Genomic DNA, 16,081 nt, shown 5'->3' on the forward strand with positions numbered 1-16,081 from the left:
TTCACCTACACTTTCTCTCTTGTGTTTTTACCGAAGATGCCAGAAGGTTTAAAGATTAAGATCAAAATCAAAATGATGAACGCAGCCGCATCTCGCCACAAGGAGAATCCAAGGGCACTTACTACTGTTTCGACGACGCCAAGTACAAGACCGCCTGCAACCGCTCCTGGAATGATTCCAATCCCACCAAGTACAGCTGCGACAAATGCTTTCAGACCTGGAATAACGCCCATTAACGGATCAATTTTTGTATAATAGATTCCGAAAATGACACCTGCTGCTCCAGCTAGTGCAGACCCAATTGCGAACGTAGCAGAAATTGTATTGTCTACGTTAATACCCATTAGTTTTGCAGCTTCAGCGTCATAGGATACAGCTCGCATGGCTTTCCCGATTTTTGTCTTATGTACAATGAACTGTAGGACAATCATCAAGAATACAGATACAGATAGTATAAGAATTGCCTGTGTGCTAATTTGTGCACCAAACAGGTTAAATGATTTGTTCGCAAATACTTCAGGATAAGCCGCTGGTTGTGCACCTCTAAAGTAGATCACTCCGTTTTGAATGAGAAGAGAAACCCCGATAGCTGTAATAAGTGCAGCAATACGTGTTGCATTCCTTAGACGTTTGTAAGCGATGCGTTCAATGACGACACCAATAATCGCACAAACCGTCATCGAAAGTAAAAGTGCTGGGAAAAAGCCTAGACCCCATCCTGCAATGGAGATGTATCCTATGAACGCACCAATCATAAACACTTCACCGTGTGCAAAGTTGATCAACTTAATAATGCCGTATACCATTGTATAACCTAGCGCAATGAGCGCATAAATACTGCCTAAAGAAATACCGTTGATGAGTTGCTGTAGCCATTCCATGATGTCTCACTCCTTTTTCATATCTGACATTCGTCCAAAAAAAGAAGGTAGGGAGAGAGCTCCCCACCCCTCATGAAATTATGGATTCACCTTCGTATTGAAGACTTGCTCGCCATCCTTGTATTCAAGGATGGTTGCAGATTTAATCGGGTGATGATTTTCATCCACTGAATATTTACCTGTTACAAGATCGAGTCCATCTGTCTTAGCAAGTTCGTCTTTAATCTTTGTTGAATCTGCACTGCCAGCACGTTCAATTGCATCTTTCAACAAGTAGACTGTGTCGTACCCTAGAGCGTTAAAGGCATCCGGAGCCTTGTTATATTTCTCGTTAAACTTGTCATTGAATGCTTTAACCGCACCGTCTGGATCGTCAGAGGAATAGTGGTTGGTTGTAAACGTATTGTTAAGCGCATCTGCCCCTGCAAGATCCATCAAGATCGGAGAATCCCATCCATCAGCACCCATAAGTGGGACATTGATACCCATTTCACGTGCTTGTTTAACAATCAAGCCAACTTCTTCATAATAACCAGGAATAAAAATGAATTCGGGATTAGCAGATTTAATACGTGTCAGTGTGGAACGGAAATCAGAATCTTTCGCAACATATGATTCCTCGGCAACAATTTTTCCACCTGCTTTTTCAAAGTCTTCTTTAAAGGATGAAGCAAGACCTTTAGAATAGTCACTTGCGTTATCCGAGAAAATTGCAACGTTTTTAACACCTAAATCATTTGCTGCAAAGTTCGCTGCAACCGTTCCTTGGAAAGGATCGATGAATGATGTACGGAACACGTACTCATTTACCTCACCCTTTTCATTGACTGTAACTGTCGGGCTTGTTCCGGAGGGACTAATGAGCGGCGTCTTGTTGTCATTTGCAATTTGAGCTTGTGCCACTGTTGCTCCACTTGTGGCTGCACCGATTATAGCTACAACGTTCTCTTGAGTCGTCAGTTTGATTGCTGCATTTGTTGCTTCAGCAGCATCTGACTTGTTATCAATTTTAACAAGCTTTATTTTCTTGCCATCAATTCCACCGTCTTTGTTGATTTCATCAACAGCGAGCTGAATTCCGTCCGCTTCGGATGTACCGTATGAAGCAACCGCTCCTGAGAGTTCGAGGTTTACCCCGATTTTAATCTCATCGCCATCCTTCCCACCTGATGCTCCGTCCTTACCTTCTTGACCGCAGCCCGCTAGGAGACCAACACCAAGCGTCATCGCTGCTAGTAAACTCCATGCTCTTTTAAACTTCATTTCTCTTCCCCCTTATTAAACTATTCTGAAATTACAACAGAAAGGATTGCATTAGTCCGAGTGGAGACATCCGCACCCTTTCTTTTCTTTCTGTATCCCTATTCTAAAACAAACTTCCAATTCAGTCTATACAAATTTTCAAAATCTTATTACTAGATTGTTAAATTGTTTCGGTTCCCGTCACTTCTACCCTCTAGATAGAGGGAACTATTGCTAATTTCCTAGTGAATAGAATTATTCAACATACAAAAAAGGTATTCCCCACAACTAAGTAGGAATACCTTTTTTCTGCTTATTCTGCTGTTACGCTCACTGCTTTTTTTGAATTTCTCACATTCCAAACAGTAAACAATGCCGCTAGAATAATAATTACTGCAACAAGACCGATCCAAATCGATCCTGTTAATCCAAGAACAATGTATCCACCAGTCGCAATTGCAGCTGCCATGAGCGCATAAGGTAACTGTGTTGAGACGTGATCCATGTGATTACTTCCTGCTCCTGTAGACGAAAGAATTGTCGTATCCGATATTGGTGAACAGTGGTCACCGAACACCGCCCCTGCAAGTACTGCAGATAATGCTGGTAATAGTAATTCCGGAGCTGCGTTCACCATAATCGTTCCTGCAATCGGAAGTAAGATTCCGAATGATCCCCAAGAAGTTCCTGTAGAAAAGGCCATTAATCCCGCTAACACAAACAGTACAACTGGCAGGAATGCTACAGGGATATTTGACTTCCCGACTACTTCAGATAAGAATAGTCCAGTCTCTAAAATATCGATTAAGTGAGTCAGTGACCAAGCCAGTATTAGAATTAATACTGCAGGCATCATCGCTTTTACACCGCTGACAAATGCTTGCCCAATTAACCCGGCAGATGCGGTCTGATTCACCTTAAATTGAGAAGTATATAGTATGATGGCAATTGCAGTACCTGCAAGACCGCCAATGACTAAGGACAACGGAACATCTGTGTTTTCAAAGATGGTCCATAGATTTAACTCTCCACCAATTTTGTACCCTGTAATAACCATCGACACCAATGTTACAGCTACAAGTGTCACAATCGGTGCTACTAGATCTCTTACACGTCCATGATTGTGCTCAGGGAACTCATCTTTCAATTGTCCAGGTATCTCTTTATTAGGATCAAATAACTCCCCTTTTTCTTCTGCACGATTTTCATGTTTTTTCATTGCAAAAAAGTCGATATTCGTCCAAGCGAAGAAGAATACCATTGCTAATGTAGCAATTACATAAAAGTTCATCGGCGCCATCATTAGAAATGCTGCTAGCGGTGAGTAGTTGACTGTAGCAGTCGTTGCAAGAATGATTGCAAGTTGTCCGATTAGGAACGCTCCCCAGCTCGATACAGGTGAAATCACACACACCGGAGCCGATGTAGAGTCTATGAAATAAGCAAGTTTTGCTCGAGAAATCTTATGACGATCTGTAATCGGTCGTGCGATTTGACCAACCGCAAGTGCGTTGAAATAGTCATCTACAAAAATGGCAATTCCTAATACCATCGTAAGAAGTTTTGCACTTCGGCGAGTTTGGATTCGCGTTACAGCCCACTCTGCAAAGGCACGGCTTCCTCCTGATAGACTAACAAGTGCCGTAATAACACCTAACAAGAGTATGAATAACATTATGAAAATATTATACGTATTCAATTCACCATCTGCCCAAAATGAGACGATGAGCGCTTTCCCTAACTGCGTCAATGTTTCCACTGGTGCAAAGGAAGCGACTAGTAATGCAGCGGACAAAATCCCTGCCCCGAGTGAAAGTAGCACCCGCTTTGTCGTGAGTACCATTACAATGGCAATCACTGGTGGCAGTATCGATAACCAAGTTCCAATCATTCCAATCTCCTCCTTCAATTTGTTAATGTAACCGGGGAAACAAAAAAGCCGGTGCCCGTTTCACTCTTTTCAAGTGGACCGGGTACCGGCTGTCTACATGTCGTTTGTTTGATAATCACTTTCGTTATCTCACTGACGATTGTAGCTCATCATGGACAATATAGCTGTCCCTGACAGTGCCATCCCTTTTCGAAATGACCCCAGCCTCATGGAATTGACGTTCCATCAGACTTCGGCAATGCTTCCTTTCACGCATGGTCTACGATGTCACCCTCGCATGCGGTACTCTTAAACAGTGCAGCCTCTACCCTATCGATTACGTTATTACTTTCTAATCATAACAATAATCGATAGAACATGCAAGGTCACTTATGGTTTCTTAATATCTTCCATAGGTACTTCGATATTTGCTGGACTCTGTCCCCCCTTCGTATAGATTTGTGGAACGACCCCTTGGATGATACCGATAGCAATCGGGATTTGCTGAACAACTGTACTTTGTTTAGTTGCTATTGGAATAATAATTTGGACATTTACAGTCAATTCCATATTCACTTCCATATAGACGTTATTGATGCCATACTCTGTTAGTTTTGTATCAACGTCCGCATGTACATCTCCTACAATATGAAACCTGATTGGAATCTTCGGTCCTAAATTCCCGAGCAGCGGAATATCCGCAACTTGACCGATTGGAACGAAAAAGACGACACCTCCATGCTTCTCCATTTCTTCAGTATCGAATTTGATCCCATCACTTTGCGGTAACATTTCAAGATCTCCGGACTCTGCTCGGTCCAAGTGTTCTTCAACCAACTGATGCATCTCGGCCATAACCTGATTAATGGTTTCTGCATCGACTTTTAGTGTAACCGTCTCATTAGAATCATTAGGGATATTCAAGAGGACATCGTTCGCATCCAACACACTTGTTGACCTCGATTGAATGGCTTGACTGATAACGTGTGCAGCAATTTTACGTGTTTGAACTTCAGCATAGTTCATGTAAACCGGCTTTAACTTCATATTTAAATAGTAAAAACTTCCGATTATCGTCAAAAGAAGTGCTGGGATAATGAGTTTTAACCATCTTCTTTTCGGTTTTCGTTTCTTAGGGACTTGCATGTGAAATTTCAAAAAGCGACGCCTCCCTATTCCACAATATGAAGAGGAGGAGTCGCTTATTACTTGTTATGAAGTTGTTCCAAAATGCTTTTCCCCATACCAGCCGAAAATATCACGAATGAGTTCCGGGACGAGGTAGTCAATTTTCTCTAATTTCATGTTCGGATAAAAGAAACCGAATGTAAACATATCAAGAGTTGCTAACCTATACTCTCTATCTGGTTCGACGATTTCATCCCCCATATAGAGAATATCTTGTTTCATCCTCAGATTCACTTGGATCATTACGCCCATCATTGTTCCTCTGAATCCAAGTCCCTTCACTTCAGTACGCGGCCAATCAGGATGGCAAGATATTTCATAATACTCCCTTAAAGCACGGCCGGTTACTATGATGACACATGCATTGATCGGATGTGGAAGAATACGGTGCAAATCTCTCTTCGTAACAACGCCTTCATGAAGTCGTCCAAGAAAAATTCCCGAGTTAAACAATCCGCAATCCGCTTTCGTATAGGCGAGTAATGCTCGACCGAAAATGTCGGATAGCGGGCTCGGCCCAAATAGATTTTGCCCAAGACTACTAGGCGTTGTAAAAACTTCTTCATCTAATAGTTGCGTTCCCTCAGTGATCATCTGCTGCACAGCTTTGAATTCATGTTTTTCTGCCTTAAGTTCATCTGCCTGTATGACAGTTGCCTTTTTATCGACAACTTGACCATTCTCCAGTGTGAGCGTGACATGCCCTACATACTGTCCATATTTCCCTGTGGCGGCTAACAATGTATTTTCAACAACCTCACCTCGTAAGAACAAATGATGAGTGTGTGCGCCTAAAATGACATCGATCGAGGATGTTTCCTTAGCTAAAAGACGATCTTCATTCACCCCAAGATGAGAGAGACAAATGACGCAATCCATTGAATGGCTTAACTCGGAAGCAAGATCCGCCAACACTTTGCGAGGTTCTTGAATCGACCAACCAAGCTTGTCGTAGAATAACTCATAAACAGCAGTAGCCCCTATCACAGCCAGTTTTACTCCACTATGGGTTGTGTAGCACGTATATGGAACAGCCCACTCTAACTCACGTCCATCCATATTCTTCAGGTTTGCAACGACCACCTCAAACTGGGCATCCACATACAATTCTTCGAGTGCCTCGTGTGATAACGTAATCCCTTCGTTATTCCCTATTGTCACCGCATCATATTTGGCACGATTCAACAGTTCAATATTCCCTTTTCCTTCAGTCGCTTCAGTAAATGGATGAGACCGATCGACGAAATCACCGAGATCGAAAACAAAACAAGACTCTCCAGCCTGTTCGTGTTCAATTCGTTTATCCACTAAGAATTCACTGATACCTGGCCAATTGTCAAAATGACTATGAATGTCGTTTGTATGATATATATGAATGGTTTCTGTTTTTCTAGCGATCATTGTCAACCCCAAATCCCATCAATAATTGAATTAATCCCGAATAATAGTAATAGTACGCGTAACACTACAACCAGCGTTTCAGAACTCATCTTCTTGTTCAACATGGATCCGAGTGTTCCTCCTATATAAGCACCCGGAATGACTGCGAGTGAATAGAGCCAAGGGACGTGACCCAGATAAATATGAGTCCCGGAGTTGACGAGAGCAGACAAAAATACCATGAGCATCGATGTACCGACTGCAACGTGCGGCGGAAATAAAAATAGTAGAAGCATAGCTGGTACGATCATTGCACCGCCACCGATTCCAAACAAGCCCGACATTAAGCCAATCACAAATGTCAGCAGAAGAGCAAACCAGATCGGATACCCATACACATGTGTTTCACCTTGTGGATCAGTGAATGTAATTTCTTTGCCGTGATTCACAAACCAATTGATAGGTTTCAAATATTTTTTGACGAGCAGTAGAGCCGCTAAAAAGATCAGTAATATCCCAAAGTATAAGTTAAAAGACCCTAAATCTAAACTCTTATTAAAAAATGCCCCTAAAATTGTGCCTGGGACACTACCAGCGAAGAAGATGAATCCACTTCTGTAGTCCATAGTTTTGGCTTTCATGTGGAACAGAGTTGAAGACAGCCCATTGAACACCATCATGATCACGGACATCCCTACAACCGTCTGTGGTGTCACATGTGGGATCCAGCCTAAGTCAATTCCCACTAATATTGTGACAGGGACAAAAATCGTACCTCCACCTAGTCCGACGAGTGAACCAACCACTCCTGAAAGCATTCCAATAACAATCAGCAAAACATATTCCATCGTTATTCCCCCTCAAAGATGTCGAGCTGTTTAGGAGCCAAGTCATCGAAAGAGAGATGAAGCATTTTTTGAAAACGTTTGGCATTCTCTGCAGCATGCCCACCTGAGTTATTATTAAAAATAACAGCAACATAATCGCACTTTTTTTCTACCTGCTCAACAGCTGATTGCACTCCTTTTAACTCTTCATCTGTATAATCATACAAGTAACGCACTTTCCGCCACGCTTCCCTACTCCCACCTGGGTTACGCCATCCTGCTAGATTTCGACCATGTAGACGAATGACCGCTTTATCACTCCGTGTAACACTTGGAACAAATGGAACACTTCCTGTACCTGCTTGCGGTTCATCTGCAATGACATGGATTAGATGGTTCTCTTCCAGGAAACGAAGTGTCTTATCACGTAACTCTTCCGCATACCAAGACTGGTGACGAAATTCAATTCCAATATCGAATCCTTCTAATTGCTTACTTATGTATCGTATTTCTTCAACGTTCTCTTTGACACAATCGAACCAGGGTGGGAACTGTACTAAGATAAGCGATAGCTTGTCCGCTTCTATTAGCGGTTCCATTGAAAGACGAAAGAGCTCAAACATTTCTTCCTTCGATTCATACGGCAGTTCGCCGCGCAGATGCCCTGTCATCCCTTGATATGCTTTGACGATGAAACCGAAGTGATCAGGAGTTTCCTTAATCCATTTTCGGATATTTCGTTCCGGTTGGATCGCATAGAACGTTGCATCCAGTTCGACGACAGGGAAATGAGCGCTATAGTCCATTAACTTTTCTTTCGCTGTGGATGAGGGCGCATACACATCAGGGTGGTCTCCCCATCCAGTTAAGCCGATTTCAATCATGTTTAGCCCTCCAATCGTGTACGAATCTGTTACCCTCATCATATCATAACTAATCCGTTTTTCTGGACTTCGGGACTGTGTGAGGATGAAAAAATGACCTTTGCATTTCAGCAAAGGTCAGCTGTTAGGATTCTTCTTTTACATAAACGGTCCATCCGTGTTGCTTCCTTAGACGATCAGCTGAGACTTCTGCATCTTCTTTGGATAGAAATGTACCTGTTACTAATCGGAATGTCTTTCCGTGATTGATAATAGATGCCGTGCTCGATTTCTTTTTGAGTTGATAATAAGCTATCACTGCTTCAGCTATAGCTTCGCCTTGAGCCTTCAATCGTTGTGGATTCCTAAGTGCTTCAATATCTGTCCGGGAATCCATGAAGCCCCCTTCAATAAGTACAGCAGGCATCTTGGTTTCGCGGAGCACATGCAAGTTTTTCTTTCGTACGCCTCGATCTCGCAGCCCCATTGCACGTACGAGTCTCGGCTGAATGAATTTTGCAAGTTTATCAGCCTTCGAATTCGATCCATTCCCCTCAAACGTATACGTCTCCACCCCACCCCAGTCGCCCCAAACACCTGTATTGGCGTTGTGATGAAACGATAGATAGACATCGGCTTTCCATGTGTTTGCATAGTCTGTCCTCATTTTTAACCGAACGTCAGTCTTTCCAGTCGGATCATCCACTCTTAGCAGTTCGACATTTTCATATGTTTCCAATATTGACTGTGCCGCTATAAGTACTGTGTTGTTAAACAGCCATTCTTTCTCACCATCAGGAGTGAGTTTTCCAGCTGTTCGTAAACCATGCCCTGCATCAAGTACAATTTTCACCATTTTCTATTCTCCTTTTCGAGTGCCATATTATGCTTCATCTTTATATAGACGACTAGTCATAAAAAGGATACAGAAAACTAAAAATCCCCTTGCACTTGTTTAAACGTGTGCAAGAGGCTATGCATATAAAAACCGAATTTGTTCAGTTGTAATTTATGAATGAGAGATGAACGATATAAATACAAAAAATTAACAGGCTCTTTCTATTTCTATTTAGATATTAAGAAACTATCTATTTCTAATTCGTTATTTGCTTTCAATTTCTTTTTTTCATTAATACGATGCTTTAAATAATTGGTAAATCTTTTCTCAATTAAATTATACGATAAATGGGAAACCATCATGGAAATAGATATTGATAATCCAAAGAATATCATAAACAAGATAGAAGGCGAGGGCTCCAGAAAGTCATTTATCTTGTGCATAAACACCTTCAATATAAACATTACAAATGTATGCCATAAGTAAAGACTGTAGCTGATATTTCCAAGGTAATAAAAGAACTTTGATTGTAATACAAACGACAATATTCCTTCTTCATTTATGATTGTTATAAAAAGTAAGAAACTTAAAAGTAGTGAAACTAAAATATGGAACCTCTCAAAAGATGTATACAGTATAGTTATTAAAATTAATCCATTAAAGTAAAACCAAGGTTTGTACACTCTTTTCACATTTATTGTCCCAATGAGTTTAAAGATTAGAATACCAACTATAAAAAAACTAGATCTTGGATGAAAATATAAGAAACTAATCGAAATAAAAATAGCAATCATTAAAATAAAATAGCCCATTACAGATTTATAATTTAGTAGTGTACCAAAAATTAATGCTGTTAAAATATAGAATAAAAATTCATAACTCAAAGACCAAGAAACGAGTTGTGCAATCGGTAAAGAAGTGAATAATCCAGGTAATAATAGCAAGTTTGAAAAGAAATGACCTGCATACTCGTTAATAGATATTCCAGCCATCCATTTATACCCTATAATTGGCCCAACAATAAATATAAGTAAATGGATAACTACATAAACAGGATAAATCCTCAACACTCTATCAATTATAAAATTTTTTATTTGCCTATGTCGATTTAAACTCTGTATTATCAAGTATCCGCTTATTACAAAAAATAAATTAACAGACATATACCCTAGGGAGTCCACTAAGCTTGTATCAGTCATCAATTGCAAGAGGTTGATAGATACTAGCCCATAATAGGCGTGAAATATTACCACTAAAAATGATAACAATCCCCGTAATCCATGCATCGAAAGGTTTTTCTGTTTCAAAGAATTTCAAACCCTTTCTCTTCTTTTACTTATAGTATATGACTATATGTGGACAAGTATTATCAAATTTGTAGTATTAAGAGAATTTAGGAGCTATGTACTTTAAGGATACACATTCTAACAAACACAAACCTTTTTGCTGGTGGAAGTTTAAGAGAGGATAAATTTTTCTTCACAACAGTTATGTCACTCAACGTCTGAAACTAAAACTGATGCTTATGTAGATTTAAGCGATGGAATACAAAAAGACGAACTTAAAAAAGTTCGCCTCTTATATGTCCGGCCGATATCGATTCGGTACGAATTCGGCACGGACAGTTATTCAGTTGTTGGAAATACCGCACAAACACTGGTGTACCAATGCTTATCCGATACTGCCCTCCATCTCGAATTTAATGAGACGGTTCATTTCTACGGCATATTCCATTGGAAGTTCTTTTGTGAATGGCTCGATGAAGCCCATAACGATCATTTCAGTCGCTTCTTGTTCTGAAATACCGCGGCTCATCAAGTAGAAGAGCTGCTCTTCAGAGACTTTAGAAACTTTTGCTTCGTGTTCGAGTGAAATGTTATCATTTAGGATTTCGTTGTATGGAATCGTATCTGAAGTAGATTTGTCATCCATGATGAGCGTATCACATTCGATGTTGGAGCGAGCGCCTTCCGCTTTACGTCCGAAGTGAACGATTCCGCGGTACGTTACTTTACCACCGTGCTGTGAAATGGACTTCGACACAATTGTTGAAGATGTGTTCGGAGCCAAGTGCATCATTTTTGCACCCGCATCTTGGTGTTGCCCTTTACCTGCGATTGCAATTGACAATGTCATACCGCGAGCGCCTTCACCTTTGAGGATGACTGCAGGATATTTCATCGTTAGCTTAGAACCGATGTTACCATCAATCCATTCCATCGTTGCGTTCGCATCACAGACAGCGCGCTTCGTTACTAGGTTGTACACGTTGTTCGCCCAGTTTTGAATCGTTGTGTAACGGCAGTATGCATCTTTTTTGATGATGATTTCAACAACCGCACTGTGAAGTGAGTTCGTTGTATAAACAGGAGCTGTACAGCCTTCTACGTAGTGAACGCTTGCGCCCTCATCAACGATGATCAGTGTACGCTCGAATTGCCCCATGTTCTCAGAGTTAATGCGGAAATACGCTTGAAGAGGCGTATCTACTTTAACGCCTGGTGGTACATAGATGAACGATCCACCTGACCAAACCGCTGAGTTTAGTGCAGCGAATTTATTATCAGAGTTCGGGATGACTGTACCAAAGTGTTTCTTAAACAGTTCTTCGTTTTCGCGAAGTGCTGAGTCAGTATCTTTAAAGACAATTCCTAAGTTTGTTAACTCTTCTTTCATGTTGTGGTAGACAACTTCGGATTCATACTGTGCGGAAACACCTGCAAGGTATTTTTGTTCTGCTTCAGGAATTCCCAGTTTGTCAAACGTACGCTTGATTTCTTCTGGTACTTCATCCCATGAAGTTTCTGTTGCTTCAGATGGTTTTACGTAATACGTGATCTCATCGAAGTTTAATGAATTCAAGTCTCCGCCCCATTGTGGCATTGGCTTGCTGTAGAACAATTCAAGAGACTTCAGACGGTAATTCAGCATCCACTCCGGCTCTTCTTTCATACGTGAGATTTCTTCAACGATTTCTTTTGTCAATCCACGTTCAGAACGGAAAACAGATACGTCTTTGTCATGGAAACCGTATTTGTAATCGCCAATTTCAGGCATCTTTTTAGCCATTTGTTAGTCCTCCTTCGTTCAATTATTCGGAATCGCTCGCGATTCCTTTTTCCATCGCTTTCCATGGCAGAGTGGCACATTTAATGCGCGCTGGGAATTTAGCAACCCCTGTCAACGCTTCAATATCTCCAAAATCCATAGAATCATCGATATCTTTACCCAACATCATATCTGAAAAGGCATGAGCTGCTGTGACTGCATCCTCAGTATTCTTTCCTTTGATCAGTTGCGTCATCATGGAAGCAGATGCCATTGAAATCGAACATCCTTCTCCTTCAAACTTAGCATCCTTAACGATGTCGTCTTCAACTTGTAGCGTTAGGTGAATCACATCTCCACAAGTAGGGTTGTTCATATCGATTGTAACGTTACTGCTTTCAAGGACTCCTTTGTTGCGAGGAGTTTTATAATGATCCATTATGACCGAGCGATACAGCTGATCCAGTTTTTCGTTTCCCATTATTGAAAATACTCCTTTGCCATGCGAAGGCCTTCAACAAGACGGTCCACATCTTCTTTCGTGTTGTAGAGATAGAAGCTGGCACGTGCTGTTGCAGATACATCCAACCATTTCATAAGAGGCTGGCAACAATGGTGTCCTGCACGAACTGCTACACCATTCATATCTAACACAGTTGCTAAATCGTGTGGATGAACCCCTTCTAAATTGAAGGTAACAATCCCTGCACGCTTGCTAGAATCCCGTGGGCCATAAATTTCAAGACCTTCAACAGTCTTCATTTGTTCCATTGCATATGCGACCAGTTCGTGCTCATGCTTCTCAATAGTATCAAGTCCAATAGATTCGATATAATCGATAGCCGCCGCCATTCCGATTGCACCAGCTATGATCGGTGTCCCACCTTCAAACTTCCAAGGCAGTTCTTTCCACGAAGAATCATAAAGTCCTACGAAGTCGATCATTTCACCACCGAATTCAATAGGCTCCATCTCATTTAATAACGCTTTTTTTCCGTAGAGTGCACCGATACCTGTAGGACCACACAACTTATGTCCGGAAAACGCGAGGAAATCACAGTCTAAGTCTTGGACATCAAGCTTTAGATGGGGCGCTGCTTGCGCTGCATCCACCACCATGATTGAATTGTGCGCATGAGCAATTTCTGTGATTTCTTTTATCGGATTCATTGTTCCCAAAACGTTCGAGACATACATCATCGATACAATCTTCGTCCGATCTGTCATCGCATCCCTCACTTTTTCAAGTGCTATCGTGCCATCTTCTTCAAGATCGATGTATTTCAAGACAGCTCCAGTCGCTTTCGCTAGTTGCTGCCAAGGAATGATATTCGAGTGATGCTCCATATACGTGATGAGAATTTCATCACCTTCACTAATGTTTGCACGACCATAGCTTTGAGCAATTAGATTCAAAGCGGTAGTCGTTCCACGAGTGAAGACGATTTCTTCTGTTGACGAAGCATTCAAGAACTTGCGCACAGTTTCACGCGCGCCTTCATAACCTTCTGTCGCTCTGTTACCAAGTGTGTGGACTCCTCGGTGAACGTTTGCATTATCATTTTGATAGTAGTTGGCAACCGCCTCGATTACTTGACGTGGTTTCTGAGAAGTTGCTGCACTGTCAAGGTATACGAGAGGATATCCATTTACTTCTTGGTCGAGTATCGGGAAATCTTTGCGAATGTCGTTGTTCAGCATTAGCGCACTTTCCTTTCGATGACCTCCGTCAACTGTTTCTTGACGCCTTCAATTGGCAATTTGCTAACAACCGGCTCAAGGAAACCATGGATGACGAGACGTTCTGCTTCCTGCTTCGAAATCCCGCGGCTCATCAAGTAGAACAACTGAAGTGGATCTACGCGTCCGACAGAAGCGGCGTGTCCTGCTGTTACATCGTCTTCATCGATTAAAAGAATCGGATTGGCATCTCCACGAGCTTTTTCGCTAAGCATAAGTACTCTCGACTCTTGCTCCGCATTTGAACGTGTTGCACCTTTTTCGATTTTACCAATACCGTTGAAGATGGATGAAGCAGCATCTTTCATAACACCGTGCTTTAAAATGTGACCTTCTGTGTCAAGTCCCCAGTGGACAATTTCAGAAGTGAAGTTTTGTTTTTGTGTTCCGCGTCCTACTACAACAGATTTCATATCACAGCGTGAGCCGTTGCCAACTAAATGTGTTAAGTTGTCTGAAACCGTGTTGCTATCGTTCATTAAGCCCAGTGCCCAATCAATGCGGCTATCACGGCCAGCAATACCACGACGGTTTACGTAAGTTGTAAACCCTTCAGCTAGTACATCTACTGCGCCATAAGTAACAACAGCATTATCACCTGTGAATACTTCTGAAATGATATTCGCAAGTCCTTCAGCGTGAGGGACTGTAGATAGATAGTTCTCAACGTAAGTGATAGCACTATTCGCTTCAGCAACTACAATAACGTGGTTGAAAAGGGATGCTTGTGCATCATCATGTAAAAACAACACTTGAATCGGTTGTTTAACTTCTACGTTTTTTGGTACGTATACAAATACGCCACCGTTCATGAGAGCTGCGTGGAATGCAGTGAGGCGGTGCTCGTCCACTTTAACGCCATCCGTCATGAAGTATTTCTTTACAAGTTCACTATGTTCACGAGATGCCGTGAAAATATCTGTCAAAATAACGCCTTGCTCTTTCAATTCATCTGATAATGACAAATAAGCAGGTGTGTTGTTATGTTGTACATAAATATTTTTTTGGTTTTCTGCGTCTACAAGTGATTTCGCATCGTCTGGAAGTTCGCTAAGGTTTTCATATACTGTGCTTTCAACAGCATGTACAGGAAACTCCGTGAAGTTCCATTTATCAATCTTCGTTTTATCTGGTTTTGGCATTGGAAGTGAGTCTACTTTGCCCAGCGCACCCAAGCGGAGATCGGTTAACCAGCTCGCTTCTCCCGTAGTTGCGGAATAAGAGCGGACGTCTTCTCCGGTCAATGCCAATTTAGTTTCAACCGTCATGTTCAATCGTCCTCCCTCTTACGCTTCTTGTTCAACCGTCTCGTCTTCGATTCCTAATTCTTCTTTAATCCAGTCATAGCCCTGTTCTTCCAGTTTGCGAGCAAGCTCTTCTCCACCGGATTTCACAACGCGACCTTGCATCATCACGTGAACGTGGTCAGGTGTGATGTAGTTCAATAGACGCTGATAGTGAGTAATGATGAGGCAACCGAAGTCTTCTCCGCGCATTTCGTTGATACCTGTAGAAACAATACGTAAAGCATCGATGTCAAGACCGGAGTCAATTTCGTCTAGAATTGCGAATTTAGGCTTTAACATCATAAGTTGAAGAATTTCGTTACGCTTTTTCTCTCCACCTGAGAATCCTTCGTTCAAGTAGCGAGTAGCCATATCTTCGTCCATTTCAAGAAGTTCCATTTTGCTATCGAGTTCACGGATGAACTTCATAAGCGAGATTTCGTTCCCTTCTTCGCGACGTGCGTTAACACCTGAACGAAGGAAATCAGCGTTTGTTACGCCTGTAATTTCACTCGGATATTGCATTCCTAGGAACAGACCTGCTTTCGCACGTTCGTCCACTTCCATTTCAAGAACTTCTTCTCCATCAAGAAGTACAGATCCTGATGTAACTTCGTATTTTGGATGACCCATGATTGCAGACGCGAGCGTGGATTTACCTGTTCCGTTCGGTCCCATGATTGCATGGATTTCATTTGTGTTGATCGTTAAATTGACACCTTTAAGTATTTCTTTGTCTTCGATTGAAACATGAAGATCTTTGATTTCCAAAGTAGCCATTCCAATACCTCCAGTATGCTTAAGATGAATTTCACTCATCTTCTATTTATCATCATTCTAATCTTATCCTATATACGAAGTACTTGCAAATCATTAAGAATGATTATATTTTGTAAAAGAAGTCCCTTATTTCACTAG

The 16,081-nt window shown here is 41.6% G+C and carries 14 protein-coding genes and 1 riboswitch; all 14 genes read right to left on the reverse strand.

Annotated elements, in window-relative coordinates:
- Positions 1-5 precede the first annotated feature (5 nt).
- The 14 genes from N693_RS0101255 to sufC all read right to left on the reverse strand — a co-directional run bounded on the left by N693_RS0101255 (position 6) and on the right by sufC (position 15,943).
- Complete coding sequence (locus N693_RS0101255) at positions 6-881, reverse strand: branched-chain amino acid ABC transporter permease (RefSeq protein ID WP_025782983.1); 876 nt, start codon at positions 879-881, stop codon at positions 6-8.
- 78 nt (positions 882-959) lie between these two features.
- Positions 960-2,144: an ABC transporter substrate-binding protein gene (locus tag N693_RS0101260; RefSeq protein WP_025782984.1), complete on the reverse strand. Its 1,185-nt coding sequence runs from the start codon at positions 2,142-2,144 to the stop codon at positions 960-962.
- A gap of 292 nt (positions 2,145-2,436) precedes the next feature.
- Positions 2,437-4,014 (reverse strand): Na+/H+ antiporter NhaC family protein, encoded by a 1,578-nt coding sequence (locus N693_RS0101265; RefSeq protein ID WP_025782985.1) that lies wholly within the window; start codon positions 4,012-4,014, stop codon positions 2,437-2,439.
- A 134-nt stretch (positions 4,015-4,148) separates the two neighbouring features.
- Positions 4,149-4,329: riboswitch (Lysine riboswitch) on the reverse strand.
- A gap of 54 nt (positions 4,330-4,383) precedes the next feature.
- A complete protein-coding gene (gene yunB / locus N693_RS0101270) occupies positions 4,384-5,151 on the reverse strand; it encodes a sporulation protein YunB (RefSeq protein WP_025782986.1) in 768 nt (255 codons plus the stop codon).
- Positions 5,152-5,205: 54 nt separating this feature from the next.
- Positions 5,206-6,582 carry a bifunctional UDP-sugar hydrolase/5'-nucleotidase gene (locus N693_RS0101275; protein WP_025782987.1) on the reverse strand — a complete coding sequence of 459 codons (1,377 nt, stop codon included), beginning with the start codon at positions 6,580-6,582 and terminating at the stop codon, positions 5,206-5,208.
- 2 nt (positions 6,583-6,584) lie between these two features.
- Positions 6,585-7,409 carry a sulfite exporter TauE/SafE family protein gene (locus tag N693_RS0101280; RefSeq protein WP_025782988.1) on the reverse strand — a complete coding sequence of 275 codons (825 nt, stop codon included), beginning with the start codon at positions 7,407-7,409 and terminating at the stop codon, positions 6,585-6,587.
- Positions 7,410-7,411: 2 nt separating this feature from the next.
- Positions 7,412-8,272 carry a DUF72 domain-containing protein gene (locus tag N693_RS0101285; RefSeq protein ID WP_025782989.1) on the reverse strand — a complete coding sequence of 287 codons (861 nt, stop codon included), beginning with the start codon at positions 8,270-8,272 and terminating at the stop codon, positions 7,412-7,414.
- Positions 8,273-8,396: 124 nt separating this feature from the next.
- A complete protein-coding gene (locus tag N693_RS0101290; protein WP_025782990.1) occupies positions 8,397-9,107 on the reverse strand; it encodes an N-acetylmuramoyl-L-alanine amidase in 711 nt (236 codons plus the stop codon).
- Between the two features lie 209 nt (positions 9,108-9,316).
- Positions 9,317-10,375 (reverse strand): acyltransferase, encoded by a 1,059-nt coding sequence (locus N693_RS0101295; RefSeq protein WP_253271145.1) that lies wholly within the window; start codon positions 10,373-10,375, stop codon positions 9,317-9,319.
- 385 nt (positions 10,376-10,760) lie between these two features.
- Complete coding sequence (gene sufB / locus N693_RS0101300; protein ID WP_025782992.1) at positions 10,761-12,158, reverse strand: Fe-S cluster assembly protein SufB; 1,398 nt, start codon at positions 12,156-12,158, stop codon at positions 10,761-10,763.
- Positions 12,159-12,180: 22 nt separating this feature from the next.
- Positions 12,181-12,618, reverse strand: a complete 438-nt coding sequence (gene sufU / locus N693_RS0101305) for a Fe-S cluster assembly sulfur transfer protein SufU (RefSeq protein ID WP_025782993.1) — start codon at positions 12,616-12,618, stop codon at positions 12,181-12,183.
- Positions 12,618-13,838, reverse strand: a complete 1,221-nt coding sequence (locus N693_RS0101310; protein ID WP_025782994.1) for a cysteine desulfurase — start codon at positions 13,836-13,838, stop codon at positions 12,618-12,620. Before N693_RS0101310 ends, sufU begins: the two co-directional genes overlap by 1 nt.
- Entirely contained in the window at positions 13,838-15,145 is a 1,308-nt protein-coding gene (gene sufD / locus N693_RS0101315) for a Fe-S cluster assembly protein SufD (protein WP_025782995.1), read from the reverse strand. The genes N693_RS0101310 and sufD overlap by 1 nt, the downstream gene beginning before the upstream one ends.
- 18 nt (positions 15,146-15,163) lie before the next feature.
- Positions 15,164-15,943: a Fe-S cluster assembly ATPase SufC gene (gene sufC / locus N693_RS0101320; RefSeq protein ID WP_025782996.1), complete on the reverse strand. Its 780-nt coding sequence runs from the start codon at positions 15,941-15,943 to the stop codon at positions 15,164-15,166.
- Positions 15,944-16,081: the final 138 nt, after the last annotated feature.

Source organism: Sporosarcina sp. D27 (assembly GCF_000586555.1).
Lineage (GTDB): Bacteria > Bacillota > Bacilli > Bacillales_A > Planococcaceae > Sporosarcina.